Origin of the sequence: Nostoc commune NIES-4072 (assembly GCF_003113895.1) — a bacterium.
Classification (GTDB): Bacteria; Cyanobacteriota; Cyanobacteriia; order Cyanobacteriales; family Nostocaceae; genus Nostoc; species Nostoc commune.
The window spans coordinates 1,469,055-1,494,409 of record NZ_BDUD01000001.1; the positions used below are offsets into that span (position 1 = coordinate 1,469,055).

The 25,355-nt window shown below is 42.1% G+C and carries 23 protein-coding genes; 11 read left to right on the forward strand and 12 right to left on the reverse strand.

The window, feature by feature from the left end:
- Positions 1-17 precede the first annotated feature (17 nt).
- Positions 18-1,364: a glutathione-disulfide reductase gene (gene gorA / locus CDC33_RS06550; RefSeq protein WP_109007802.1), complete on the forward strand. Its 1,347-nt coding sequence runs from the start codon at positions 18-20 to the stop codon at positions 1,362-1,364.
- Between the two features lie 134 nt (positions 1,365-1,498).
- On the opposite strand, the gene CDC33_RS06555 is transcribed toward gorA, so the two are convergent.
- Positions 1,499-3,856: a CHASE2 domain-containing serine/threonine-protein kinase gene (locus CDC33_RS06555; protein ID WP_109007803.1), complete on the reverse strand. Its 2,358-nt coding sequence runs from the start codon at positions 3,854-3,856 to the stop codon at positions 1,499-1,501.
- Between the two features lie 740 nt (positions 3,857-4,596).
- Here CDC33_RS06555 and CDC33_RS06560 point away from each other — a divergent pair.
- From CDC33_RS06560 to CDC33_RS06570, 3 genes are all read left to right on the forward strand, one after another.
- Positions 4,597-5,118 carry a LabA-like NYN domain-containing protein gene (locus CDC33_RS06560; protein WP_041565194.1) on the forward strand — a complete coding sequence of 174 codons (522 nt, stop codon included), beginning with the start codon at positions 4,597-4,599 and terminating at the stop codon, positions 5,116-5,118.
- Between the two features lie 96 nt (positions 5,119-5,214).
- Positions 5,215-6,819, forward strand: a complete 1,605-nt coding sequence (locus tag CDC33_RS06565; RefSeq protein WP_109007804.1) for a 2-isopropylmalate synthase — start codon at positions 5,215-5,217, stop codon at positions 6,817-6,819.
- A 123-nt stretch (positions 6,820-6,942) separates the two neighbouring features.
- Positions 6,943-7,422, forward strand: a complete 480-nt coding sequence (locus CDC33_RS06570) for a GNAT family N-acetyltransferase (protein WP_109007805.1) — start codon at positions 6,943-6,945, stop codon at positions 7,420-7,422.
- Between the two features lie 69 nt (positions 7,423-7,491).
- Here the strand turns inward: CDC33_RS06570 and CDC33_RS06575 are convergent, their stop codons facing one another.
- Positions 7,492-8,178 carry a DUF3800 domain-containing protein gene (locus tag CDC33_RS06575; protein ID WP_244919156.1) on the reverse strand — a complete coding sequence of 229 codons (687 nt, stop codon included), beginning with the start codon at positions 8,176-8,178 and terminating at the stop codon, positions 7,492-7,494.
- A 982-nt stretch (positions 8,179-9,160) separates the two neighbouring features.
- A complete protein-coding gene (locus CDC33_RS41135) occupies positions 9,161-9,283 on the reverse strand; it encodes a hypothetical protein (protein ID WP_280524394.1) in 123 nt (40 codons plus the stop codon).
- A 113-nt stretch (positions 9,284-9,396) separates the two neighbouring features.
- Here CDC33_RS41135 and CDC33_RS06585 point away from each other — a divergent pair.
- Positions 9,397-10,478 (forward strand): IS630 family transposase gene (locus CDC33_RS06585; RefSeq protein ID WP_109007808.1). Its coding sequence is split into 2 segments (ribosomal slippage): positions 9,397-9,880 and positions 9,880-10,478, totalling 1,083 coding nucleotides; the frame shifts between segments, so codons are not numbered across the junction.
- Positions 10,479-10,701: 223 nt separating this feature from the next.
- On the opposite strand, the gene secA is transcribed toward CDC33_RS06585, so the two are convergent.
- The 4 genes from secA to CDC33_RS06605 form a co-directional block, all read right to left on the reverse strand.
- A complete protein-coding gene (secA, locus tag CDC33_RS06590; RefSeq protein ID WP_109007809.1) occupies positions 10,702-13,494 on the reverse strand; it encodes a preprotein translocase subunit SecA in 2,793 nt (930 codons plus the stop codon).
- A gap of 307 nt (positions 13,495-13,801) precedes the next feature.
- Positions 13,802-14,395, reverse strand: a complete 594-nt coding sequence (locus CDC33_RS06595; protein WP_109007810.1) for a cytochrome C — start codon at positions 14,393-14,395, stop codon at positions 13,802-13,804.
- 149 nt (positions 14,396-14,544) lie between these two features.
- Positions 14,545-14,907, reverse strand: coding sequence for a type II toxin-antitoxin system RelE/ParE family toxin (locus CDC33_RS06600; protein ID WP_109007811.1), 363 nt, complete (start codon positions 14,905-14,907; stop codon positions 14,545-14,547).
- A complete protein-coding gene (locus CDC33_RS06605) occupies positions 14,897-15,154 on the reverse strand; it encodes a type II toxin-antitoxin system RelN family antitoxin (protein ID WP_109007812.1) in 258 nt (85 codons plus the stop codon). The genes CDC33_RS06600 and CDC33_RS06605 overlap by 11 nt, the downstream gene beginning before the upstream one ends.
- Positions 15,155-15,178: 24 nt before the next feature.
- Here CDC33_RS06605 and CDC33_RS06610 point away from each other — a divergent pair, with 24 nt between their 5' ends.
- Positions 15,179-15,493, forward strand: coding sequence for a hypothetical protein (locus tag CDC33_RS06610; RefSeq protein ID WP_109007813.1), 315 nt, complete (start codon positions 15,179-15,181; stop codon positions 15,491-15,493).
- A gap of 191 nt (positions 15,494-15,684) precedes the next feature.
- Here CDC33_RS06610 and CDC33_RS06615 read toward each other — a convergent pair whose 3' ends face one another.
- The 4 genes from CDC33_RS06615 to surE form a co-directional block, all read right to left on the reverse strand.
- On the reverse strand, positions 15,685-16,593 hold the full coding sequence (locus tag CDC33_RS06615) for an AAA family ATPase (protein WP_109007814.1): 909 nt from the start codon (positions 16,591-16,593) through the stop codon (positions 15,685-15,687).
- Positions 16,594-16,701: 108 nt separating this feature from the next.
- Positions 16,702-17,766, reverse strand: coding sequence for a bifunctional riboflavin kinase/FAD synthetase (locus CDC33_RS06620; RefSeq protein ID WP_109007815.1), 1,065 nt, complete (start codon positions 17,764-17,766; stop codon positions 16,702-16,704).
- Positions 17,767-18,256: 490 nt separating this feature from the next.
- Positions 18,257-19,153: an MBL fold metallo-hydrolase gene (locus tag CDC33_RS06625; protein ID WP_109007816.1), complete on the reverse strand. Its 897-nt coding sequence runs from the start codon at positions 19,151-19,153 to the stop codon at positions 18,257-18,259.
- Positions 19,154-19,440: 287 nt separating this feature from the next.
- Complete coding sequence (gene surE, locus CDC33_RS06630; protein ID WP_109007817.1) at positions 19,441-20,238, reverse strand: 5'/3'-nucleotidase SurE; 798 nt, start codon at positions 20,236-20,238, stop codon at positions 19,441-19,443.
- 404 nt (positions 20,239-20,642) lie between these two features.
- Between surE and pheS the strand changes: the two genes are divergently transcribed.
- From pheS to CDC33_RS06655, 5 genes are all read left to right on the forward strand, one after another.
- A complete protein-coding gene (gene pheS / locus CDC33_RS06635; RefSeq protein ID WP_109007818.1) occupies positions 20,643-21,635 on the forward strand; it encodes a phenylalanine--tRNA ligase subunit alpha in 993 nt (330 codons plus the stop codon).
- Between the two features lie 112 nt (positions 21,636-21,747).
- Positions 21,748-22,023, forward strand: a complete 276-nt coding sequence (locus tag CDC33_RS06640; protein WP_109007819.1) for a BrnT family toxin — start codon at positions 21,748-21,750, stop codon at positions 22,021-22,023.
- A gap of 73 nt (positions 22,024-22,096) precedes the next feature.
- Positions 22,097-22,714 carry a Uma2 family endonuclease gene (locus tag CDC33_RS06645; RefSeq protein WP_109012469.1) on the forward strand — a complete coding sequence of 206 codons (618 nt, stop codon included), beginning with the start codon at positions 22,097-22,099 and terminating at the stop codon, positions 22,712-22,714.
- Positions 22,715-23,209: 495 nt separating this feature from the next.
- On the forward strand, positions 23,210-23,503 hold the full coding sequence (locus CDC33_RS06650; protein WP_109007820.1) for a DUF433 domain-containing protein: 294 nt from the start codon (positions 23,210-23,212) through the stop codon (positions 23,501-23,503).
- Complete coding sequence (locus CDC33_RS06655; RefSeq protein ID WP_244919157.1) at positions 23,500-23,847, forward strand: DUF5615 family PIN-like protein; 348 nt, start codon at positions 23,500-23,502, stop codon at positions 23,845-23,847. The genes CDC33_RS06650 and CDC33_RS06655 overlap by 4 nt, the downstream gene beginning before the upstream one ends.
- 286 nt (positions 23,848-24,133) lie before the next feature.
- Here the strand turns inward: CDC33_RS06655 and CDC33_RS06660 are convergent, their stop codons facing one another.
- Positions 24,134-25,345 (reverse strand): chromate transporter, encoded by a 1,212-nt coding sequence (locus CDC33_RS06660; protein ID WP_109007821.1) that lies wholly within the window; start codon positions 25,343-25,345, stop codon positions 24,134-24,136.
- Between the last annotated feature and the right edge of the window lie 10 nt (positions 25,346-25,355).

Sequence of the window (25,355 nt, forward strand, 5' to 3'; positions counted from 1 at the left end):
AAAAGGAACAGATTTTTATGACATTTGATTACGATTTGTTTGTCATTGGTGCTGGGCCTGGAGGATTGGCAGCAGCTAAAAAAGCAGCTAGTTACGGTGTACGTGTCGCTGTTGCTGAACAAGAATCCGTCGGTGGAACTTGTGTAAATCGCGGCTGTGTTCCGAAAAAACTGATTGTCTACGCAGCTGACTTCGCCTTGCAAAATCAAATAGCGCACAGTTATGGGTGGAGTGACTGCCAAACATACTTTGACTGGACATTATTTATTAAGTCAGTACACCAGCATATTGACACCATTAACCAGTCTTATTTTCAGCAATTGCAAAAAGCTGGAATTGAGTTAATTTCTCAACACGTAACTTTCATCGATACCCACACTATTAATATTGATGGACGCAAAGTTACAGCCGACAAAATTTTAATTGCTGTGGGAGGGCAACCCCTCAAGCCCAAAATCCCAGGTATAGAATACGCTATCACATCCCGCGAGATGTTTCAGCTACCCTATCTGCCGAAACGTTTAGCAATTATTGGCGGCGGCTACATTGGCGTAGAATTTTCCAGCATGATGCACGCTTTCGGCTGTGAAGTGACGGTGATTGAAAGAGACGGGACGATTTTATCGGGGTTTGATGATGACATTTGCTCTGCTGTACAACAGGGTTTGATTAAACGCGGAATTAAGATATTCACCAATAGCACCGTTGCTAAAATAAAATACTCAGATGAGACTTTGTTGTTAACTATTACTGGTGAGAAGCAAGAAATAATTACAGCAGATACCATCTTAGTTGCCACAGGTTACGCTCCAAATACCAAGAATCTTGGTTTGGAAAATGCCCATGTTGAACTTGGCGAAGATGGTGCAATTAAAGTAGATGAATACAGCCGCACCAGCCAAGAAAATATTTTTGCTGTGGGTGATTGCACTAGCCGCGTGCAATTGACTCCAGTGGCTAAGGCAGAAGGTATTGCCTTTGCAGATACAGTTTTTGGCAACAAGGCGCAAAAACTAAATTATGATTATGTACCCACTGCTGTTTTTTGCCGTCCAGAAGCGGCTAGTGTGGGAATGACAGAGGCGAAAGCACGGGAAAAATTCGGTGAAGCTGTACAATGCTACCGCACCCAGTTCCAACCACTGTTGTATCAGCTAATCGAACAGAATGATCAAACCACTATAAAGTTAGTGTTAAATGGTGATTCTGGGCAAGTTTTGGGCGCTCACATGGTGGGTGAACATGCAGCAGATATCATTCAAAGTCTGGGTGTGGCAATTCGAAAAGGCATCACTAAGGAAGATTTGGATGAAACTATAGGCATTCATCCCACGACAGGGGAAGAATTTTTGTCGTTAGATTAAATTATATGCAGCACTGAGTGAAGAAGACACGGGGAGGGAGAGAGGAGGATAAAGAATTATTTGTCCACCAATAACTTAACTCTTTTTCCTCCCCTGCTTATTTATCTGAATCATTTCCCATCCTTGCATTCTTCTCAAGTAGTTTCTGAGGATGCTTCTGAGCTAGATTTTGTGGGAGTGCCTAAGTCATCTAAAGTATTCATTAATGAGTCATTCTGGAGCATGGGGTATATGCTTTGGAAATTTACAACATCGTCAAAAGCTTCAAGATCCTCAAGAGCCTCTGATGCCGACTGATATCGCTGTTTGAAGTCATCCAGCACCATTTTACTGAGAATTTTAGCGAAGGAGTGACTCACCTGGGTGCGTAGTTTACCGCCGTAGGCATCGCTCCATCTTATCTCTCCATCAGCATCTCTAGGTAGCTCACGGGGTGCCATACCAGTTAAGGCTTTAATCCCAACCATACCGACTGCATAGATATCACTACTGTAGTGTGGACGCCCAAAACATTGCTCGCTTGGTGCGTAACCCTGAGTACCAATGCCAATGGTGAAGGGGCTTTGCTCTTGATGATCGAGCTGTTTGGTACTAACTTCTTTGACGGCTCCAAAGTCAATCAGGATTAGTTTACCGTCTGAATGTCGGCGCATGATATTGCTGGGTTTAATATCCCGGTGAATCACATTATTTTTATGGACAAATGTTAATATTTGCAATAAGTCCCTAACAATTCTGATCGCTGCAATTTCCTCAATTGCTCTGCCTGGTGGCAATTCTTGATTTAAAGGATGACCAATGATCTGTTGTTGTACTAAATAAAATTCTTCATCTTCTTCAAAATACGCCAAAAGTTGAGGAATTTGAGGGTGTATTCCCAATTTTTCGAGTGTTTGCGCCTCCGAGTTAAATAAACGTCTAGCAAGTTGCAATGCTTCTGGTTTGGTGTTGGCTGGTTTTAGTTGTTTGACAACACATCGCGGATTTCCGGGACGTTGGGTATCTTCGGCAATGTAGGTTTCACTGAATCCACCGGAACCGAGAACTTTGACAATTCTGTAGCGTCTAGCTAGGACTTTTCCTGATAAGGCTAAATCTCGTTGCTGGATTAGGTCTTGCAAGTCATCTTGTTGGCTGATAATCTCTTGGACAACGGCGGAAGTTTTATACTTTTGAAAAATATCTACTAATTGGCGTTTTTTGATGCTTTCTCTGACTAATGAGGTTCCCAGGTAGGAAAATCCAATCATAGCGATCGCAATCATTGGTACAGTAGTGGGAATTAACTGACCATGAATAAATAACCCATAACTAATTCCTGCCCAAGCACCAGACAGGGCGAGGCTATAAAGAAATCTATTGATAGTACGCTTGCGTCTGCTAATCATCAAGGCTGTACTGCCAACTATAATTAGCACAAACAAACCCCGCAATGGTGGACTTTTAATTCCTGGGGCGATTGCTTTACCTTGCATCAAAGTTGCGATCGCATTGGCGTGAATTTCCACGCCCGACATGGGTTTAGCGCTGTTGCTAGCAGCGACTGGATAATAATCATTGTGTAACTTATCTGTTGCACCAATCAGCACTATTTTGTCTTTAAAGACCTTTCCTTGCTGCAAATAGGTGTTCCAGTTTTCCGGATCAAGTACATGCCAAAAGGGTATTTGCTCAAATGTACCCGCAGGCCCCCAAAAATGAATGCGATCGCCCTTTGGTCGGGGATAATTTACTTGTGCGGCCCTGATTGCTGCTTCATCAAAAGAAGGTAGTTTCTCAATCAAATTGTCTTCCGCTAACAACTTAGAAAACTCACTTGCCAATCGATGAACTTTACCATCTGTCTCCAAAGGGAAATTAACTGAGCCAATGGACACTGACCCTGTATGAAACATTTGTTGCGGGTCAATCAGTTGCATAAAAGACCCTTGGTGCGTCTGGGAATTTTCGTAGACAGCTGCTAAGGTAACTTTGCTGCCATATTTTTGTAATACTGCCTGGAGTTGGCGATCGTCACTAGCTCCATAACTACTTGGCGTGTCAAAAACGACATCTATTGCTACAGAACGGACACCTGCTTTGATTAACTTTGTGATTACTTGAGCATAAGCAGCCCGTTTATAAGGATAAGATTTCAGTGTTTCTAAGTAGGCATACTGTTTCGGATTTGTTTTATAGTACTGTGCGGGAACTGATATTGACTGATCGTCTATTGCTAAAATTACGATGTCTTCTGGAGGCGAAATCGGGCCACGCACTTGAAAAAAGGCAGAAAGCGCCTTATTCTCCATCAATTGAACCAATTCCCCACCAGAAGCACTCAGCACTGCTGCACCCATTGCCCAACCGCCAGCGAGGAGATGACCTAAGAGAACCATCCATCTTGACTGACGAGCCGATGCTGTTGATGTTACCTTTGTCGGTTTACTTGAGTGTCTATTGGCAGCAGAGACATAGTTTTTAGTTAAGGTAGATGTAGGTTCTTCTGCCATATCGTGTTACTGATTGATTTAAGTCCAACACTTTTATTTATTCAGACCACGTTTTAGTACAAGCACATTGAAATAATACTTAAATGATAATCTTATACATTTGTAAAGTATCTTCTATTTATCAACAAACTTTTATTGGCAAAGGTAGCCCCCAAGAGATTCTTACTCAGGTACTGCCTGACTTATTATTTTTCTGTTGAGTGAGTTACAAAAGAGTGATTGTCTCACAGATTATAGCCGGATATACTTTGTCTCTGTAGTTGGTTGGGGCAAGATTTTACCTTAACCTAACCAACAAGTATGCTCTTAACTAGGGTTTTACCAGAAGCTGTCCCAAGCTTGTCTTCTGTCTTTGGCGCAATATTGGTACTTCCCACAAAGCGTATCCTTATACTGAAAGCTAAACCTATAGATAGGGATCAACTTATATCCTACCCTAAGCTTATGCCATACCTCTTTAGGAGTAAAATTTAGTGTTATACAGTTATGAATGCTGTTACTAGTTCAATTTTATTGGTAGATTTTGATCACAGGGTGGCTCTTGCAGTGCCGGAGGTGAATAAGGTTTAGCACCCAGGATCTCAACTCCAATGTTGCAGGCGTTTTTATCCCTTGAAAGAGGTAGGATAAAAGCTACAGATGAAGAGTTAGTTTATAGATATTAGCAAACAAGGCATTTGAAAATTGCTATAATCTATTGTTCCATCTAAATTCATATATATTATTAGGTGTAAATTTGTATGGGTTCTCCAATGAATCGTCTGTCTATTTTTGTAGATGGAAACAATATGTTCTATGCTCAACAAAAAAATGGTTGGTTTTTTGACCCTCGGCGAGTTTTAGAATACTTTAAACATGAACAATCAGAAACAACATTAATTAATGCATTCTGGTACACTGGCTTAAAAGACCCACAAGATCAAAGAGGTTTTAGAGATGCTCTAATTAGTCTAGGATATACAGTTAGAACTAAAATTCTTAAAGAATATTATGATGATACCTCTGGTCGTTACTCGCAAAAAGCGAATTTAGATATTGAAATTGTTGTAGATATGTTTAATACAGTAGACCAGTATGACCGAGTAGTATTATTCAGTGGCGATGGAGATTTTGAAAGAGCAATCGAACTATTACGCTCAAAAAATACACATATTACAGTAGTATCGACAGAAGGAATGATAGCTAGAGAGCTACGCAATGCTACTGACAGATATATAGATTTAAATGATATCAGAGATCAAATAGAAAAAACAGAAGGTTAGTATTCTTAGCAATTATTTACAAAGGTTAGAGTATAAATAAAAACTAAGTTTGAAGATATTTTGATCCACAAGTAAAAATTAAACAACAAACCGCAAATGACAAACAAAACAGACCGAATCATCATTTTTGATACTACACTGCGAGATGGAGAGCAGTGTCCAGGAGCGACTCTGAATATAGACGAGAAGCTAGTTATTGCCAAGCAACTGGCGCGTCTGGGTGTGGATATAATTGAGGCAGGCTTTGCCTTTGCTAGCCCTGGAGATTTTGAAGCAGTCAGCAAGATTGCCAAAATTGTCGGGACAGAAAATGGCCCGGTAATTTGCAGTTTGGCAAGAGCGATTAAAGCAGATATTGAAGCAGCCGCAGAAGCATTAAAACCAGCAGTTAACGCCAGAATTCACACATTTATTTCCACTTCTGATATACATTTAGAGTATCAGTTGCGGAAGTCACGGGCAGAAGTGCTAGCGATCGCAGAAGAAATGGTAGCTTATGCCAAATCCTTCGTGACAGATGTAGAATTTTCACCGATGGATGCGGCTCGTTCCGATCCAGAATTTCTTTACCAAGTGTTAGAGAGAACGATCGCAGCTGGTGCAACTACAGTTAACATTCCTGATACTGTCGGTTACACAACCCCTAGCGAGTTTGGGGCAATCATTAAGGGGATTATTGAAAATGTCCCCAACATCGACCAAGCGATTATTTCCGTTCATGGTCATAACGATTTAGGCTTGGCAGTTGCTAACTTCTTAGAAGCTGTGAAAAATGGCGCACGCCAACTAGAATGTACCATCAATGGCATTGGCGAACGTGCTGGAAATGCATCACTAGAAGAATTGGTGATGGCGCTGCATGTGCGACGGCAATATTTTAATCCCTATTTGGGAAGACCAGAAGAATCTCAAGAATCCCTGACAAATATCGACACTCGGCAAATTTACAAAACCTCACGCCTAGTTTCCAATTTGACGGGAATGTTAGTACAACCAAATAAAGCGATCGTTGGGGCAAATGCTTTTGCCCACGAGTCTGGAATTCACCAAGATGGTGTGCTAAAAAATAAGCTCACCTACGAAATTATGGATGCTCAATTGATTGGCTTAACAGACAATCAAATAGTTTTGGGCAAACATTCAGGTAGAAATGCTTTCCGCACCCGGTTGAAAGAATTGGGCTTTGAACTGTCAGATACTGATTTAAATAAAGCATTCGTCAGATTCAAAGAAGTAGCAGATAAAAAGAAAGATATTTCTGATTGGGATTTGGAAGCGATCGTTAACGATGAAATCCAACAAGCACCCGATTTGTTCCGAGTCGAATTGGTGCAAGTTTCCTGTGGTAGCAACGCCCGCCCGACTGCTACAGTTACCTTGCGTACCCCAGAAGGTGAAGAATTAACCGATGCTGCGATCGGTACTGGGCCAGTGGATGCAGTTTACAAAGCTATCAACCGTGTGGTGAATGTGCCTAACGAGTTGATTGAGTTCTCTGTGCAGTCAGTAACAGCCGGTATTGATGCTATTGGAGAAGTAACGATTCGTTTACGTTATGATTCTAAAGTGTTTTCTGGTCATGCAGCGAACACAGATATCATCGTGGCATCCGCACAAGCTTATGTAAATGCGCTCAATAGGCTGTATTCTGCGTTGCAAAGGCAAGAAAAGCCAGAGGAAATATCTGCACACAGAGTCTGAGATTGTATCTGTCAAACTGCCCATAATACAAGCACAGCACCTTGTTTTTAGGTAATGCTAAAAAACTCCTTCCCGATTTTGGGGAGGAGTTAGGTGTGAGTTCCGAAAAATTGTTAGAAAATTATGCTCACAGAAAAACATATCACGATCAGAGAAGCCACGATTAAAGAAGACTCACTGATTACAAAACACTCCTACCAAATGTGGCTAAATATTGGTGTGCATGAAAGTAATATCGATCTTGATTGGCAGAAGATTACCCTCAAATTCATAGAAGAGGCGCGTCGGGATTTGTTTTACAAGGCTTTTGTTGCAGAGGTTGATAATACAGTTGTGGGTTCTGCAAGTTGTCAACTTTTTGCAGGCTTATACCCGAATGTTTTCAAAGATGAATACCGCAAGTTTGGATATATTTGGGGCGTTTATGTAGAACAATCTTACCGCAGACAAGGCATTGCTAAATGCCTAACTAATAGAGCAATTGAATATTTAAAAGCGATCGGTTGCACGCGAGTACTTCTTAACGCCTCGCCATCGGGTAAACCAGTTTACTCCAGCATCGGTTTCTCTGAAGGGAATATAATGCAATTAGATTTAATTTAAGTTAAGTACAGTATTTTTTGCCTTGCTTCAAAAATTTGCATTGGAGTGTGGTGTTAGATAAATATAATTTTATTGCTGTATATGTAATCCATGAACTATACCGCCTTCAGAATCCAATCTGGACTGAATAATAGAGAAAAACTTGCTATCTCCCTTTTCAAAATATCTAAAAATTGCATAAGCGAGTATATCAGCAAGTTGAATTAGTCTCGAAGCTTTTGAGTCTAAAAATAAAGGCACTTCAGAAAAGTTTCTGATAACGCCCCAACTGTATCCAATAGTTCTAAAGTCAGTTGCTAAAGATTGAATTGTTGTCTCGTAAGTGGATTTGTCAAAAATTATAATGCCTCTCTGTGTATTATCATTTTTGTGCAGCCTGATCAAGTACCTATCAAATCTACTAGCCAGTTGTTCAAATGCAACTTCAACAGGGTCTTTTGGCGATACTACAGTTTTCTTGATCACACTTGCAAATAGTCGATTACTTGGGTGTGACTGTAGAAAAACCTGCAAAATATCTTCAATAGCTTTCTCTCTATCGCTCTTAGGATAGCTCCTCCACTTTCCTCTACCACTCAGCATTGGACTACCGTGCAATTCAACTGATACTGGATCAGCAGGATCAAATCTAGCAGCAATTTGGTCAAGCTGATCAGAAATCCAGTATCCTTGACGCTCAAATACACAAAATCCAGCCAGTACAAAATATTGTTGGTTTGAGTCATGCGTTGTGCCAGACTCATCTGCATACAGCAAATACATGGCTGTTCTATATTTTTAGACAATAAAAATCAGTCAAGGGAAGACCTAGCTTCCGCGATCTGAAAAGGTCAGACCTCTTGACTGCTATTGATATTATATCAGCTACTTTATGGGCTAGCTTATCTCTGCCTACCCTTAGTGGTGCAAAAAACTCCTGAAACCCTTATGGATAAAGAATTTTTAATGAGATAGTATTTTAGACATCTCCACAAAAGTCTAACGAGGACAATGGGTTTCAGCCGATATTTTGACTACACAGGCTCCTCATCATGAGACTCAAAAAACTTTTCTGCACCACCAAGCTGCCTACCTAGTGGTTAAGGTAGACTAACTTAATTTACTCGGTTCGACCAATCGATATACCAAGTCCTTGCATCTGGTAGAAACTTTCAGCCCCGATCCTGAGTGCGTTTATGATCTCGATACCGTCAATGACTTCGCTTTGAGGACGTTCGAGGTAAATATTGCCATTTTTGTCAATGAATCTATCTATAATTTGACCATTTTGGTGTGTCACTACTTTCCGATCAACTATTGTGACTATACTTCCATTAGAGTCTGTGATTCTCGCAAACATGAATAATGCACCCACTTAAGCTCTAAAATTCAAAACATTGCCCTATATTAACAGCAAATTTGTACTAGTATCAAATAAAACATTATTTTTAGTATAAGAGCGAACTTGCTTTGGATAAATAAAGCTTCATTGAGCCAAAACTTGTTCAATTCGATTCGTAACGGTGAGGGTAACTATTACTTGCCCCATTTGCTTACCTTGAAGATTTGACATCACAAATTGACTTTACCAAGTTCAGTATTGTTACTGTACTCCATATAAATACCTCTATAATTTCAAAGATTATTGCAACAGTATACATTTATATTTGTGTCAGGAGATTACCTAGCATAAACATCAATTATCATGACATTTTTGATAGATTGTTAAATCCATTCACGATAATTATTACTGGAATTATTATTGAACGACCATCCCATAGCCCTTGCTAGGATTAGATTCGGCTTGCTGATATAGTTCATAACCTTTAGAGTCAAGTTCAGCCATTTTTTCAGCAGTAAAACCAAGTTCATTCACTTCCATTATTGACCTCACAAAGATTGTTTGTGGCCTACTAGACACTATAGGAATCCTATTTGATTTTTGAAAGAAATTACGAGAAAATACGGCTAAGTGCACAAGTGTAAGAGTAGACAATGAGAACTCAGCATCTACAAACTACATCACTCCCGGTAGAAGTAGCAACTGCGATCGCAGAATTACAAGACTTTATCGCCGCTTGTCGCGATGCCCGTGAGGCAAGAAAAGCCTTAGCAGTTAAGTTGGTTTACCAAGATTACTTGTACGAAGAGATTCAAACAATTTTAGACGTGTCTTTAGGTTCGATAACAGGTTGGAAGCAAGCTTACGAGCAGGATGGAATCAACGGACTACGGTTGAACCACAAAGGACGAAAAAGCTACCTGAGTCACGAACAGCAAGAAGAAGTGTTGAGTTGGCTACAAACCAAGGACAATTGGGAGCTTGGGGAACTGGAGTATAAACTAGCCTTTGAATATGACGTCGTTTATGAGTCAAAACAAAGTTACTATGATTTATTCGATGCAGCTTCTATCAGTTGGAAGAAAACCACAAAGCTAAATCCCAAAGCCAATCCAGATGCTGTTGCAGAAAAAAAAACGAAATTGAAACCTTGTTGGCAAGTAAGCGTTCCGAAATCGAAGCCGGAAAATTGAGGGTATTGCTAATTGATGAGTGTCATTTAATGTGGGGAGACTTAAGTGGCTATGTATGGGGGAGAACTGACCAGGAAATAACGGTTCCAGTGGTAAATGAGCGAGAGAAACAAACATATTACGGAGCAGTCGACTATCTTGAACGAAAATTACTGCTTAAAGCTTATGACAGGGGAAATTCAAAAAATACTATTGATTACCTGCAATATCTGCTAACTGAGTCTGGTAACCAGCAACTGCTGATTTTTTGGGATGGTGCTACTTACCACCGTTCTAAAGAAATCCAAAGCTTTTTAGATGAGCTTAATCAAGGTTTGCAACCAGAACAATGGAAAATTCACTGCATTCGTTTTGCTCCTAATTGTCCAGAGCAAAATCCTATTGAAGATATCTGGTTGCAGGCTAAAACATGGGTTCGACGTTTTTGTTCCTTAATTCCAACATTTTCTCATTTAAAGTGGATGTTTGAGTGGTTTATTCGACACACTACCTTTGATTTCAGCACTCTTGGGATGTACGGAGTTTTTTCAAAAATCAAATAGGAGTCCTATAGTTCTCAGTGTTCCCAAACTCACACGAGGTCTAACAATAATTAAATGCAAATTCTCTTATAAGTCCGCTTGCCTTGAAGATTTGGGATTATTAGCTTACCTATTTCAGCAAAATCCTGAAAAGAGAGTATTTTTCAACGTTGGATCAAAACGCGAAAGCGCTAAGAAAACTTTGCCTCTTAGCGCTTTTGCGTGAGTTATTTTCTCTAACTTTCTACACCATCTCAGACGAAGGCTGCACCATCTGCTGCGGCTGCGGCTGGAACATGAACAACGAGTACACCACATCTCGGCGGATGTTGACCATCATATCCAAGAACAATTCGTAACCCTCGCTCTTATACTCAATCAGTGGGTCTTTTTGACCGTAACCACGTAATCCCACCGATTCGCGCAAGGCATCCATTTGTTGCAGGTGTTCCCGCCACAGTGTATCAATGCGTTGCAAAATAAAGAAGCGTTCTGCTTGGCGCATCAGTCCGGGTTGAACTTGGTCAATCTGCGCTTCTTTGAGGTCGTAAGCAATTCGCACCTGTTCATGCAGGAAGGCTTTAATCTCGCTAACTGTCATATCTTCTAATTGATTTGGTTGCAAATCCGCTAATAGATAGACGAATTCTTTAACTTTGTCAACCAGTTTTTCCAACTCCCACTCTTCCGAGGGTAAGTCTACGTTGATATAGTAGTCAACGATGTCATCCATCGTTTTTTCGGCGTACTTGATTACTTGTTCTTTCAAGTCTTGACCTTCTAACACCCGGCGGCGTTCAGCGTAAATAGCCCGACGTTGATTGTTCATCACCTCGTCATACTCAAATACCTGCTTACGGATGTCGTAGTAGTAGGTTTCAACTTTTTTCTGTGCGCCTTCCAAACTGCGGGTGAGCATCCCAGATTCGATGGGCATATCTTCTTCCACTTGGAAAGCATCCATTAACCCTTTAACGCGCTCGCCACCAAAAATCCGCAGTAGGTTATCCTCTAAACTGAGGAAGAATCTCGTGGTTCCAGGGTCGCCTTGTCTTCCTGCACGTCCACGCAACTGGTTATCAATCCGCCGTGATTCGTGACGTTCTGTACCAATTACGTGCAAACCACCGATTCCCACTACCTCATCATGTTCGCGGGTAGTAAATTGTTCGTATTCGTGCTTAACGCGGTTGTAAGCTTCTCGCAATTTCAGAATTACAGGGTCATCGATAGGAGCTTTTTCTGCGGCCACAGCTACCTTGTCTTCAGCTTCCAATTCCGGTAAACTGCGATCGCCATATTCACGCACCGCAATTTCTACTGCATCTTTGAGTAGTTTTTCTGTTTCTTTTGTCAATTGGGTGGGGAAAATTTCTGGCGAAGCCCGCCAAGTTTTAACTTTTTTACCAGGGACAAAGCCTTGACCACCGCCATGTCCTGTAGGCAATCCGGCTGGTCTTTGAACGCCAAAGCTATCTTCTGACTCTGGCATAACGATCCGGGGCATGAAGTATTCCCGCAGCTTCAGACGTGCCATGTATTCGGAGTTACCACCCAGAATGATGTCTGTACCTCTACCAGCCATGTTAGTAGCAATGGTAACAGCACCTTTTCGTCCAGCTTGGGCGACGATTTCCGCCTCACGCTCAACGTTTTCGGGACGGGCATTTAGTAATTCGTGGGGAATCGCCAATTCCTTCAGCAGCCGACTCAGAAGTTCGGACTTTTCTACACTAGTGGTTCCTACTAATACAGGTCTACCGAGTTCGTGCATTTCGGCACATTCTCTAGCGATCGCACCCCACTTGCCTGGTTCTGTCTTAAAGACCATATCAGACAAATCTTCGCGTCTGCGATCGCGGTTAGTAGGAATTACCGCAACTTCCAATTTGTAAATTTTTTCAAATTCCGGTTCTTCCGTTTTTGCCGTTCCGGTCATTCCACCCAGTTTTGGATACAGCAAAAACAGATTTTGATAAGTAATTGTCGCTAGAGTTTGAGTTTCTGGCTGAATTTCTACGTGTTCTTTGGCTTCAATAGCTTGGTGTAATCCATCACTCCAACGCCGTCCGGGTAGCACCCGACCGGTAAATTCATCCACAATTACCACTTCGCCATTACGGACGATGTAATTTACATCCTTAAGAAAAAGTTCTTTGGCTTTAATCGCATTGAAAATGAAGTGCGCCCAAGGATCTTCGGGGTCAAATAAATCTGTGACTCCTAAAAGATTTTCTGATTCTGCAAATCCTTCATCTGTCAAAAGCACGTTACGAGCTTTTTCATCCACATCATAATGCTCGTCTTTTTTGAGTGTGAATGCGATTTCAGCCGCTTGCAGATACTTTTCCGTAGGTCTTTCTACCTGCCCAGAAATAATTAGCGGTGTCCGCGCCTCATCAATTAAAATCGAGTCTACCTCGTCAATCACGCAATAATTAAACGGGCGTTGCACCACATCTGCCATTGATGTCGCCATGTTATCCCGCAGGTAGTCAAACCCTACCTCGCTGTTGGTAACATAAGTAATATCGCAATCATAGTTTTTCTGGCGTTCGCTCGGAGTCATGGTTGACTGGATTAGCCCCACACTCAACCCCAAGAACCGATGCACCTGTCCCATCCATTCAGCATCCCGACGAGCTAGGTAATCGTTCACAGTGACGACGTGTACACCTTTCCCAGTAAGGCCATTTAAGTAACTCGGTAAGGTTGCTACAAGCGTTTTACCCTCACCGGTTTTCATTTCGGCAATTTGCCCTACATGCAAAATGATACCGCCAAGGAGTTGAACATCAAAGTGCCGCAAGCCTAAGACTCGCCGTCCTGCTTCCCGGACAACGGCGTAAGCTTCGGGCAATAGGTCATCTAGAGTTTCGCCTTTGGCAAACCGTTGTTTAAATTCGACGGTTTTACCTTTTAACTCCTCATCGGAAAGAGCCTTAATTTCTTCCTCTAGAAGGTTAATTTCAGTAACAGAAGGTTGGTATTTTTTAAGCTTACGAGCGTTGGGGTCGCCCAACAAAAGTTTTAGCATGGCAGATTATAGAACTGAATCAAGGGGGATGGGAATTAAAGGTTTGGCATTGATTATAAACATTTAACCCAACCCAACCTTCTTGGTTGTGGATGGGTGTCAAATGAGAATTAACTCAAAAACAGAAGAAAAACGAGGCAATCAGTTTACTAATGATTGGTTTTAACTCTTATCTGATTATTTAGTCTTTCTTCATAGTATCATTTTGCCCTCAGATGGGGCCAGAGAGGGAATAGAGTTAGGAGTTAGGAGTTATAAATTTTTCAACCTTTAACTCCTGTACAGACGCGATTAATCGCGTCTCTCTTCACTTCCATTCTCCTGTCAGGCGGCGGAAATTATAATCGCTAGCGCCTTGATGACAACTGACACAGCTGCCAAGCTGGACGGGACGTGGTAACTCAACTCCTGGATGCAAAGCTTTAAAATAACGCGAGTCATTAAGGCGATATGGTGTTTCTTCGTCGTCTCGCTTAACACGAGAGAAAGTCGAAAGATATTTCCACACCAAGATACGTGGCGGATCGACTAAAGGCTTTAGTTGTGCGCCGTAGTGCTGCGAGTCTTGCAGGAGATTTTTCCAAGTTTGGGTGGGGAAAACGGCTGGTGGTAAGCCGATGTGGCAGGTGGAGCAGTTTTCCAAATACAGTTCTTGTCCTAATTGATACTGTGCAGGCACTACATCAACAGTGCCAATTTCGGCGGTGGGAGTAGCACTTTGGGCATTAGTTGCTAAGGCTAAAAGCCAACCCATAGCTAGGCTCCAAGTGACAATTACCAAAAGTAAACCGAAAAATTGACGTTTGAATTGGCGTTCGGCACTTTGCTGTAGTACAAGGCGATTGCTGTAAGACGGGCGATTTTCGCGATCGCGGATTTTGCGCTTAACAAAAATTGACATTCCTCACATTCCCAGATATTTAGAAGTGGCGCTTGTGCTAATCATAGGACTTACGCAGCGTTGGTAGTAGCAACATAGCAATGCCTCTTAGCAAGTCCTTCTGCGTCTGTGCATCTCTCAACATTTCAAGGAAAAACCTCTTAGCAGTTTTAACCTGACTCACTAGAAAAATCAGCCACAATCTCTCGGATTTCATTTGCACCAATATCTTCTCGGTCAGATTTGGAATAAATTGTTAGTAGCAAAATACTTGTAGGTGACTCAACCTGATAAATCAATCGGTATCCAGCACTCTTACCTTTTTGAATATTACTGTTGCGTACTCTTACCTTGTAAACAATATACTCTTCACCAATGCCCGCAATCCTATCTCCTACAAAATTCCTTTGTTGTAATTGCTCAATAATCGGTTGAACATCAGAGCGAATATTGCGGAATCTCTTTGATAGTCTGTAAAGTTCCTGCTCAAACTCATCGGAAAATCGAATTGAAACCGCATTATCACTCTGCATCAATCCTGTCCCATAGTTCACTAAGTGGTCTAGTTTGACCAGCTTTTGCTTGCTGTAAGGCTCTCCTCAAGCTAGCTTTAATCTCTTCAACGGGTGTATCATCAGGGTCAACCTCTTCTGCTTCTGCTGGTTCTGGAATCAACACAATTACCCGAACCTGATGAGGATAAGTGCTTCCCTGAATCGGCTCATCTAAAACTAGGTTTCCTTGAGAGTCAATCCTACCGGTAACTTCGATCGCTTTCATCTGTTGTCTACCTCATTAGAATCTATGGAAAAGGATTATGCTCTCATTCTTGAACTTCTTGATCTAAAAGGTGATGAAGGAGTTCACTGGTACAAGCTCGACCGCTTAATGATGTTAACAGGTGAACCACTAGCTGGTCATGAATATATTTCGCAAGTAGTGAGAGAATTATCAGATTTGGGATTATTGAAAGTTATCAATGACAAGAGTCCATTAAGTGGCAACTGTGTCATCCCAGATAAAGGTAAAAAATGGTTGGCTGACAGGAACTATAATGGCTCTCTTGCCCGTTCAATATTGTCTACACTGGTAGAAAAATATCAGATGACCCTGTATTAGCTCAGTGTTAACATGGCTATTATCGGTCATTTATGACATTTCCAAACAGTGTACATTTTGTGAATGTATGTACTTAATAAAGTAGAACATAACTAAGAGAACAAGCACAAAATTTCAGAGACATCGAACTCACTTTAACACGCACAAATTGAAGCAGGATAAAGAATCTAAAGTTTATATTCACTCTTATATTAAGGAATAGAAACCGATCGCAATAATCGCTCAACAACAGTTCTAGCGTTGCGTCCTCCTCTAGGAATCAGGCGATGGCAAAGAACATGAGGGACGAGAAATTTCACATCATCAGGAATGGCATAATCACGCCCTAATAGAAAAGCTAGCGCTTGGGTAGCCCGTTGTAATGCTAATGTGCCACGCGGACTAACACCAAGGGTTATTTCCTCATCTTGCCGTGTTACTCGTACCAATTCGAGGATGTACTGTTGCAAGGAGGGTGCCACTTTTACTTGAGAGCAGAGGTAACGCAATTCCTGTACTTCTGCCAAGGTAATACAAGGTTGCAAATCAGCAACCTTCACACCATTTTGGAGATTTTGCAGCATAAGGAGTTCTTCTGGCTCGGAAGGATAGCCCAAACTCAGCGACAACATGAACCGATCCATTTGCGCTTCCGGCAGGGGAAAAGTACCTTGATACTCAATCGGGTTTTGAGTGGCAATGACAAAAAAGGGCTGAGGAACTGCACGAGAGACACCATCGACTGTTACCTGATGTTCTTCCATTACTTCTAGTAAAGCTGACTGAGTGCGGGGTGTAGCACGGTTAATTTCGTCAGCTAGGAGGATATTGGTAAAAATTGGTCCAGGAAGATAAGTAAATTCGCCGTTTTTTGGGTTCCAGATGTTAGTACCAGTAATATCAGTTGGCAGTAAATCGGGGGTACATTGTAGCCGTTGAAATTTACCATCCAATGAACGAGCTAAAGATTTAGCGAGTAAGGTTTTACCAACACCAGGGACATCTTCTAACAGGGCATGACCACCACCTAGCAAGGCTACTAGCACTAAGCGTATTGCCTCAGCTTTGCCAACGATGGTAAGAGCCAGATTTTGTGTTAAAGCGTCAATTTTTTCTCTCATGCGGTGCGGGGAGTGGGGAATTGGGCATTGGGCATTGGGCATTGGGCATTGGGCATTGGGCATTGGAAATATGAATTAATAACCCATGCCCCATGTCCCGTGCCCTATCTATTGTTCCCACTCAGAATTTAAAATTTCTTTAGCAATAACACAGTCAAGTTGAATTTGTGTTTTCAGGGCTTCTAGAGAAGCAAATTTTTGTTCAGGGCGCAAAAATTTCACTAGTTCTACAGCCAGTTTTTTACCATACAAATCACCAGACCAATCGAACAGATGTACTTCCGCAGATGAATAAGTACCATTTACAGTTGGGCGGTTACCAATATTCATTACGCCCAAGCTTTCACTAGAAACGATATCTGATGTTTCACTGAGAATGAAAACACGGACAGCATAGACTCCTTGGCGGGGCAAAAACTTTTCTTTTGGTAGTTGGAGGTTGGCGGTGGGAAAGCCAATTGTTCTACCCAATTGCTGACCTTGAACGACAACACCAAGGAGAGTGTAGGGGCGTCCTAGTAGTAAATTTGCATTTTCGATGTCACCTTGCTCAAGGGTTTGCCGAATTAATGAAGTGCTAATGCGGGCATCCTGAGTCGAATTAGTACTGACGCAACTGCTTTCGGTGGGCGAGTTACCTGTATAAGTTTGTAAGGGAACGATAGTAACGGGGATATTGTGCTTGGCAGCGATTAATTGCAAATCTTTGGCAGTACCACTGCGCTTTTCGCCAAAACAAAAATCCTGCCCGATGCTAATTTGCTGGCATCGCAGTTGTTGCACAAGAATTTTTTGGACGAATTCTTCGGGAGTCAAAGCAGATAATTCTTTGTCAAAGGGTAGTAATACCAGTTGTTCTACCCCAAGCGATCGCAATTGTTGGACTTTTTCATCCAGTGGCGTTAACAAAGTCCGGGGCTGCCCCGTAAAAAATTCCTGTGGATGGGGGTCAAAGGTGACAACTGTTGAGTAAATATATTCTTGCTTTTCCTTTGACTGCGGACTACTAGTTACTGACAACTGATCATCAGTGTGCAAGACTGGCTGAATTACCCTTTGATGACCAAGATGAACACCATCAAACTTGCCAAGGGCAATAGCAGTCGGCGTTAGCAGCCCAACGCTAGAAGAAGCAACCCACACAGAACACCCATTTTTAGACAAATTTAGCACGTGGATTCTGAGATTTTAGGTTTATTTTAGCTATCAGCAAGAAGCTACCTTATGGTAAACCGCCTTGAGGAGGACATTCACCAACTGCCCATGAAGTCTTGTGCGATCGGCCAGGGTGTTGATACTACCCCTTTTAGCTATCAGCCAAAAGCCTAACCCAAGGGAAGTTGCCTAAGATGGTATCTTGCGCCATTAGCTTGACAGCTAATTACTAAGTCCAGATGACCCCAAATACCAGAGCTAAAAAGGCTCTAGTTCCTTGTTGGAACTGCAACGAAGTTTACTTCGATCAGTCGCAATTTTAGGGCGTCTGTGGGTATCTGGGCTGTGTTGGTGAATCTATAAGGTATGTCCTTTGCCCTTATCCTGTGGTTGGCGTGACAACTCTGGGCAGTGCTGTCTCACCGTACAGCCAACAGGTATGCTCTCATGCTGAAAGCTTCTGATCACCAATCTAATCTAAAATCTCCAATTCCTCCGATCGCAATCTTTAGGTAGAAAACTTACTAACAGGAAAAGATTCTGATAAGACAACTGAGGTGGGAATCTGAAGTACCAATCCTTCCCGTGCCATGATTGCCCCAGGAAATTTCGCAGATGCTTGTTTTCCTACACCATCCAAAAAGTCGTCATCGTGTGCGGGGTCGTGGTGGTAAATTACCAGAGTTTTGACGTTAGCAGCTTGTGCCACTTTCACCGCTTCTTGCCAGGTAGAATGTCCCCAGCCAATTTTCGGGGATTTGGGCGAATAGTATTCCTCGTCTGTGTAAGTGGAATCGTAAACCAAAATGTCAGCATTCCGAGCTAGCCACAGCACATTATCATCGAGTCGGTCGGGAAAATGTTCGGTATCAGTGATATAAGTAGCAGCACCACCAAGCCAGTTAACGCGGTATCCTATAGCTTCACCTGGATGGTTTAAAGGTGCTGTTTCTACGGTAACGTCATCAATGTGGATTGGTTGCCCCGGTCGAATGTCGTAGAAATTTAAATTAGCTTGCATAATTTGCAAGGGTACAGGAAAGTTCGGGTGCAACATCTGGTCATTGAGGCGCTGTTCTATGGTAGAACCATCAGGTGCGATCGCGCCGTAGATATGAAAGTCATTTCCCTTCACAAATCCTGGGGTAAAGAAGGGAAAACCCTGCATGTGATCCCAGTGAGAGTGGGTAAAAAATATATGAGCTTCTAACGGCATTTGGCGCAACAAAGATTGCCCCAAAACATGTAGTCCCGTGCCTGCATCGAAAATTAAGCGTTTATCGCCCGCTTGCATTGAGATGCAAGGGGTATTACCGCCGTAACGAACGGTGTTTGGCCCTGGGCTGGGGATGCTGCCGCGAACGCCCCAAAATTGTACGGTAAATTGGTTCTCTATCCTAGACATGGGTATTGCTTGCTGGACTGAGCGGGCGATAAGTGAAAAAATTGCTACTTATTTTGTCTAAGTTTATGCTGTCTGACCAATTCTGCTATCGGAAGGATTTCTTGGTAAAACAGCATACCGTGTTTCTGGCTGATTGTGTAAATGTGAATGAGAGACTCTCAAGTAGAATTTTCCAATTTTTCGGGTGGATGTGTATCGGTTATTTCAAGAGTGCCCCTACGTTATAGCCTACATTTTTCTCTAATGCCTTTAAATAATTCTAGTTTTATCCTGATAAATCAAATGATTCACTGAAAATTGAATTCCCACTCAGACAATTTATTTAGCCCATCTGCGTAAGTAAGATTGTATTGTAACGGAGTTATACTGATGTAGTTTTTACGTACAACATGCACATCTAACGGTACATTTTGCAGCAGATTTAATCCCGTTGGGGGTTCTACATCCTCAATTACCTCTCCGGTTAACCAGTAGTACGTTTTTCCACGAGGATCGACTCGTTTATTAAACACATCAATGTAATGCCGTAGCCCTTGACGAGTGAGAGTAACTCCGGCAATTTCTTCCCATTTGACCGCAGGAATATTGACGTTGAGCAACATTAAATCTGGCAGAGGTTTTTGGGCTAACTGGTCTACGAGAATTTTGGCAAACTTAGCAGCAGGTTGAAAGTCTTTAGAGGTGTGACTAATAAGACTCAAAGCTACGCTAGGAATGCCTTCAATTAAACCTTCCATTGCCGCAGAAACAGTGCCGGAATACAAAATTTCAGTTCCCAAATTCGCACCTTGATTAATGCCAGAGAGAACCAAATCGGGAGGAGCATCTAGTAAAGCCCACAGCGCCAATTTGACGCAATCTGAAGGCGTACCATCGCAAGCCCAAGCTTTGATAGCAGGATGAAAAATCCCTTCAACAACTTCGGCGCGAATGGGTTGGTGTAAAGTTAACCCGTGTCCAGTTGCCGATCGCTCTCGATCTGGGCAAACTACACTTACATCATGACCTGCCTCTGCCAAATAGTTAGCTAGGGTACGAATCCCCAAGGCAGAAATGCCATCATCGTTGCTAATTAGTAATTTCATGGTCATTTGTCATTTGTCATTAGTCATTAGTCGTTGGTCATTAGTTATTTGTTATTTGTTATTAGCAATTTGTCAATGTCTGAGGTCACAAGCAGCAAAAAACTATACATACTCACAAGTAGACTGTGGCGGAAATTTGCCTACTTTTAACAAGGGGCTTTAAGCTGCTTGTTTAGTCAATTGAGATGTATATTAGCTAGATATTGAGATGTTACCTGGATTTATGCCAAGCTTTACTAGTACCGCAAGGTAGAGTTTAAAATTAAAAATTCGTCTTGAAAAGTTCTGATGGTCAGAAACCTTCCCTTTGGCTGATATTGATGGCATGGCTGTAAGTTGATTTGTCGAGCAGCTTACAGCTTTTGAATATAGACTAATGACTAATGACCAATGACTAATAACTAATGACTAGCAATTTAGAAGCTCAACTTTTAGCACTGCGGCAGGAAGGAGAAAAAGCGATCGCAGCCGCCGACACCTTAGAACGTCTAGAGGAACTCAGAGTTAACTATCTAGGTAAAAAAGGGGAACTGGGGGCACTGTTGCGAAGTATGGGGCAGATGAGTGCAGAGGAACGACCAAAAATTGGAGCGATCGCTAATACAGTCAAAGAATCCTTGCAAACTAGTCTAGACCAGCAACGCGTTGCCCTGGAAGCCGCGCAAATTCAGATACAGCTAGAGGCGGAAACTCTCGATGTTACTATGCCGGGAATTTATAGCCCCCAAGGTCGCATTCATCCCCTCAATGGTATTATCGACCGGGCACTAGATATTTTTGTTGGTATGGGCTACACCGTGGCTCAAGGGCCAGAGATGGAAACAGATTACTATAATTTCGAGGCTCTTAATACCCCACCTGACCACCCTGCTCGTGATATGCAGGATACCTTCTACTTGCCAGATGGTAATCTTTTACGCACTCATACCTCGTCAGTACAAATTCGCTACATGGAAAGAGAAGAACCACCGATTCGGGTTGTGGCTCCAGGGCGAGTTTATCGGCGAGATAATGTAGACGCGACTCACTCGGCTGTTTTCCATCAAATAGAACTTTTAGCGATTGATGAGGGATTAACGTTTACAGACCTCAAAGGCACAATTAAAGTATTTTTACAAACAATATTTGGCGATTTGCCAATTCGCTTTCGCGCCAGTTATTTTCCGTTTACTGAACCTTCGGCTGAAGTAGATTTGCAGTGGAATGGTCGCTGGCTGGAGGTAATGGGCTGCGGTATGGTCGATCCAAATGTACTTAAGTCTGTGGGTTATGATCCAGAAGTTTATACTGGGTTTGCTGCCGGTTTTGGTGTAGAACGTTTTGCAATGGTGTTACACCAAATCGATGATATTCGTCGGTTATATGCTAGTGATTTGCGGTTTTTGCAGCAATTTTAGTAATTGGTTGCTTTAAATAATCAGGCAGTTACTAAATTTCTTGCAAAAGTCAAACAATTTTGAGTTTTGGATTGAATAATTCAAAATTCAAAATTTAGCACGATGTAAGCTGATGCAGTTCACTTGGGATGAAAATAAGCGACAATCAAATTTGGGCAAACACGGGTTTGATTTCGTTGATGCTTCTCAGGTTTTTGAAGGTGCAACATTCACGTTTGAAGATGAGCGATATGCTTATCGAGAACAGCGCTTTATTACACTGGGACTATTGCGCGGGCGAGTGGTGGTGATTGCCCATACAGAAGTTGGCGATGAAATTCGTGTGATTTCGATGAGGGAGGGTACTAAACGTGAGCAAATCATTTTCTTTCAAAGCCTCTCAAACTGATTGGGATAGGATTAATGCAATGCAAGATGAAGACATTGATCTTTCTGACATTCCAGAAGTGACTGAAGAACAGATGAAGCAAGCACTGCGGCGGGTTGGCGGAAAACCTACTAAACAGCTTCAACAGCGTGGCAAACGTCTAACGCTTGAGGAATATTTGAAATATGACGATCGCACGGATAGCCAATATGAACTGGTAGCAGGTGAGTTAGTTGCAATACCACCCGAAAGCCCAAAAAATGTCCATATATCTCTTTTTTTGCTGGTCAATTTCCTCAAGTTCGTCCCCTTGAATCGGTTGAGTAACAAAGTTGAAATTGTTGTTGCTGGTTTTCGTGCGACAACTCGCATTCCTGACTTAGTTGTGCTGACGGATGAACTTGTAACAGCCTTAGAAAATGCAACGCGATCTACAATCACCTTCGATATGCCACCTCCAGCATTAGTTGTCGAAGTTGTTTCTCCTGGCAAAGCTAACGAAGATCGAGACTATCGCTACAAACGTTCCGAGTATGCCGCAAGGGGAATTGCTGAATATTGGATTGTTGACCCCCAAATAAATGCAGTTACCGTACTGATATTAGTTGACGGGTTTTATGAAGAAACCAGATTTACTGGAAACACTGCGATCGCTTCTACTATTTTCCCAGAATTACAGCTAACCGCAGAGCAAGTACTTAACGCGGGATAATATCTCAAATATGCAGAAGACCAGTGTCCCAGAGTAAAATATAGTCAATAATTCCTAGCCAAAATTCATGCCATGAGACAATGGCCTTTTTACCGCAGGATGCAAAAATCGCAGAAGAAAAGCTAACCAACTGTCTGCTTGTGCCGTTGCCAAAAGACGATAAATCTAATTTTGAGTTGGTTTTGGGAATAATATTCTTAGAACATTGACTTAAGAATTATTAATTTATATAAATTCAGAATTTTTTTTATTTATACAATACTTATGTATTTACCAATGTAATATAGGATTACTATTTGATTTTTGAACGAAATTAAGTATTGTAGAGTGTGTTAGAACGGAGTTCGTAACGCACTATGAACACGAGTTTGATGCCGTACTCTCCGTGCTAACACATCCTACGTATATTTTCTCCAAATCAAACCGGATTCCTATATAAAAGTTAAACTATTGGTAAACTAGAAGTAACGCCAGTTCTGCTGAGTGATTCGTTCTATGTTTGCTGAAACCTCCTCGCGCTACGTTACCCGTAACCCGGAAATTTTGAGTGGAGAGCCAATTATTATAGGTACTCGGACATCTGTTCGTGCCATTGTCGGTTTGTGGCGGTTGGGGATTATGCCAGAAGAAATCCTGAACCACTTGCCACATCTGACGCTGGCACAAGTATTTGATGCCTTGAGTTTTTATCTCGATCATCAAGCAGAGATTAATGAATACATTGAGCGAAACCGAGTACCTGATGAATTAATACATCCATCTGTAAAAGCTATATTGGACACATTGTGACGACAGTTTTTGCTGCACTTTACAGTGATGAGGATATGTCAGCGTTGGTTGCTACACTGTTACGTTCGCGCGGTCTGGATATCACAACTGTTCCTGAACAAGCAACACTCGGTAAAACTGACCGTGAGCAACTTGAATTTGCAACTTCTGTAGGCAGATGTATTCTGACACATAACCGTGTTGATTTTGAGCGGTTGCATCTCCAGTATATAGAAGAGAATAAAGAACATTTTGGGATTATCGTTGTGCCTCAGAAAAATGCTTATGAAGTCGCACAACGGATTGGGATTCTGGTAAGCACACTAACGGCTGATGAAATTAGGAATCAGTTGTTGTATGGATAAATATTTTCAAATTAAAAATATTTAGGTGGTCGGTGAATGACACTAAGCACCATACGTGAGATTTTATTTAACTATTTCTGAATGACCGGGGATGTCTGCCAAAGGTTCAAATCTTCCGCCTAAGTATTTGGCGAGAAACTCTTCTACCATCTTCCCCAATTTACAATTAACAGCACAGCAATTACTCCAAACTTGGAAAGTCAAATAATTACCAAATAAGTCAAAAGCAAAAAGTTAATATTTAGCCGTAAACAAAAAAAATTAGAACCATTTCTTATCGCTATCTTTAACTTAATAATATGTGTGAAGCAAATCCGATCGCTCCTCCTGCCAGTACTAACCAGGCAGAATTTATTTTAAATTTAAACACAGCGATCACACTCACAATTGCTACGATAATTGTTAACCAATCCACTAGCGCGGCTTGTCCTAATGTGTAAGTTACTCCTGCCATTAATCCGAGAGAAGCCGCATTCACACCATCCAGAAATCCACTAGCCCAGGAAGATTGACGCAACTTAGTAACCCAAGGATTAACTACCCAAACCAGCAGAAAAGCTGGCAAGAAAATGCCAATTGTAGCAGCAATTGCCCCAGCATTCCCTGCTAGCAAATACCCAATAAAGGTTGCGGTCGTAAAAACAGGCCCCGGTGTAAACTGCCCGATCGCTACGGCATCTAAAAGCTGCTGTGATGTCAGCCAATGGTTGCGCTCGACCAAATCCCGTTGCAGAAATGCCAGCAACACATAACCACTGCCATAGAGAACACATCCAATTTTGAGAAAAAAGACAAAGACGCTAATCCAACTGACTGATGTAACTGCTGTTGTACTACCAACCTGCGCCAGAATACCTGAAATAGGTAACAGGAATGCTCCACTTGTGTGTCCTCTAGCTTGCCAATTCTTCACTAGCATGACAGCGATACCTAGTAAAATCAGCACCAAAATTTCGTTCAATCCAGCTAAATACGCTGCGATTCCTGCCATCCCTGCAATGATTGTCGGCACATCTTTAGCTGCCTTTTTCCCCAGATTCCACACAGCCTGAATCACGATCGCAATTATTACAGGTTTAATTCCATAGAGCAGCCATTCCACTTGCGGGACTGTTTGATAACGTGCATAAACGGCGGCTAATGCCCAAACGATCAGCATCGCCGGGAGAATAAAGCAGCTACCCGCAACCAGTAACCCACGCCATCCGGCTCGTTCGTAGCCAATGTGAATCGCTAATTCCGTCGAGTTGGGGCCTGGAATCAAATTCGTAATCCCCAGCAAATCTAGCAGTTTCTCCTGGCTCATCCACTGACGGCGATTCACCACTTCATTGTCCATCATGGCGATGTGGGCAGCAGGGCCACCAAAAGCGATCGCCCCCAATCGCAAAAACACCGCCGCCAGTTCTGTTAATCGCTGCTTCTGTTGTTTGGGAGTCAAAACGTTATAGGAAACTACTTCTTCCTCTTTGTGGATATCCTCAGCTTCTTGTGTCACTATAGTTTTC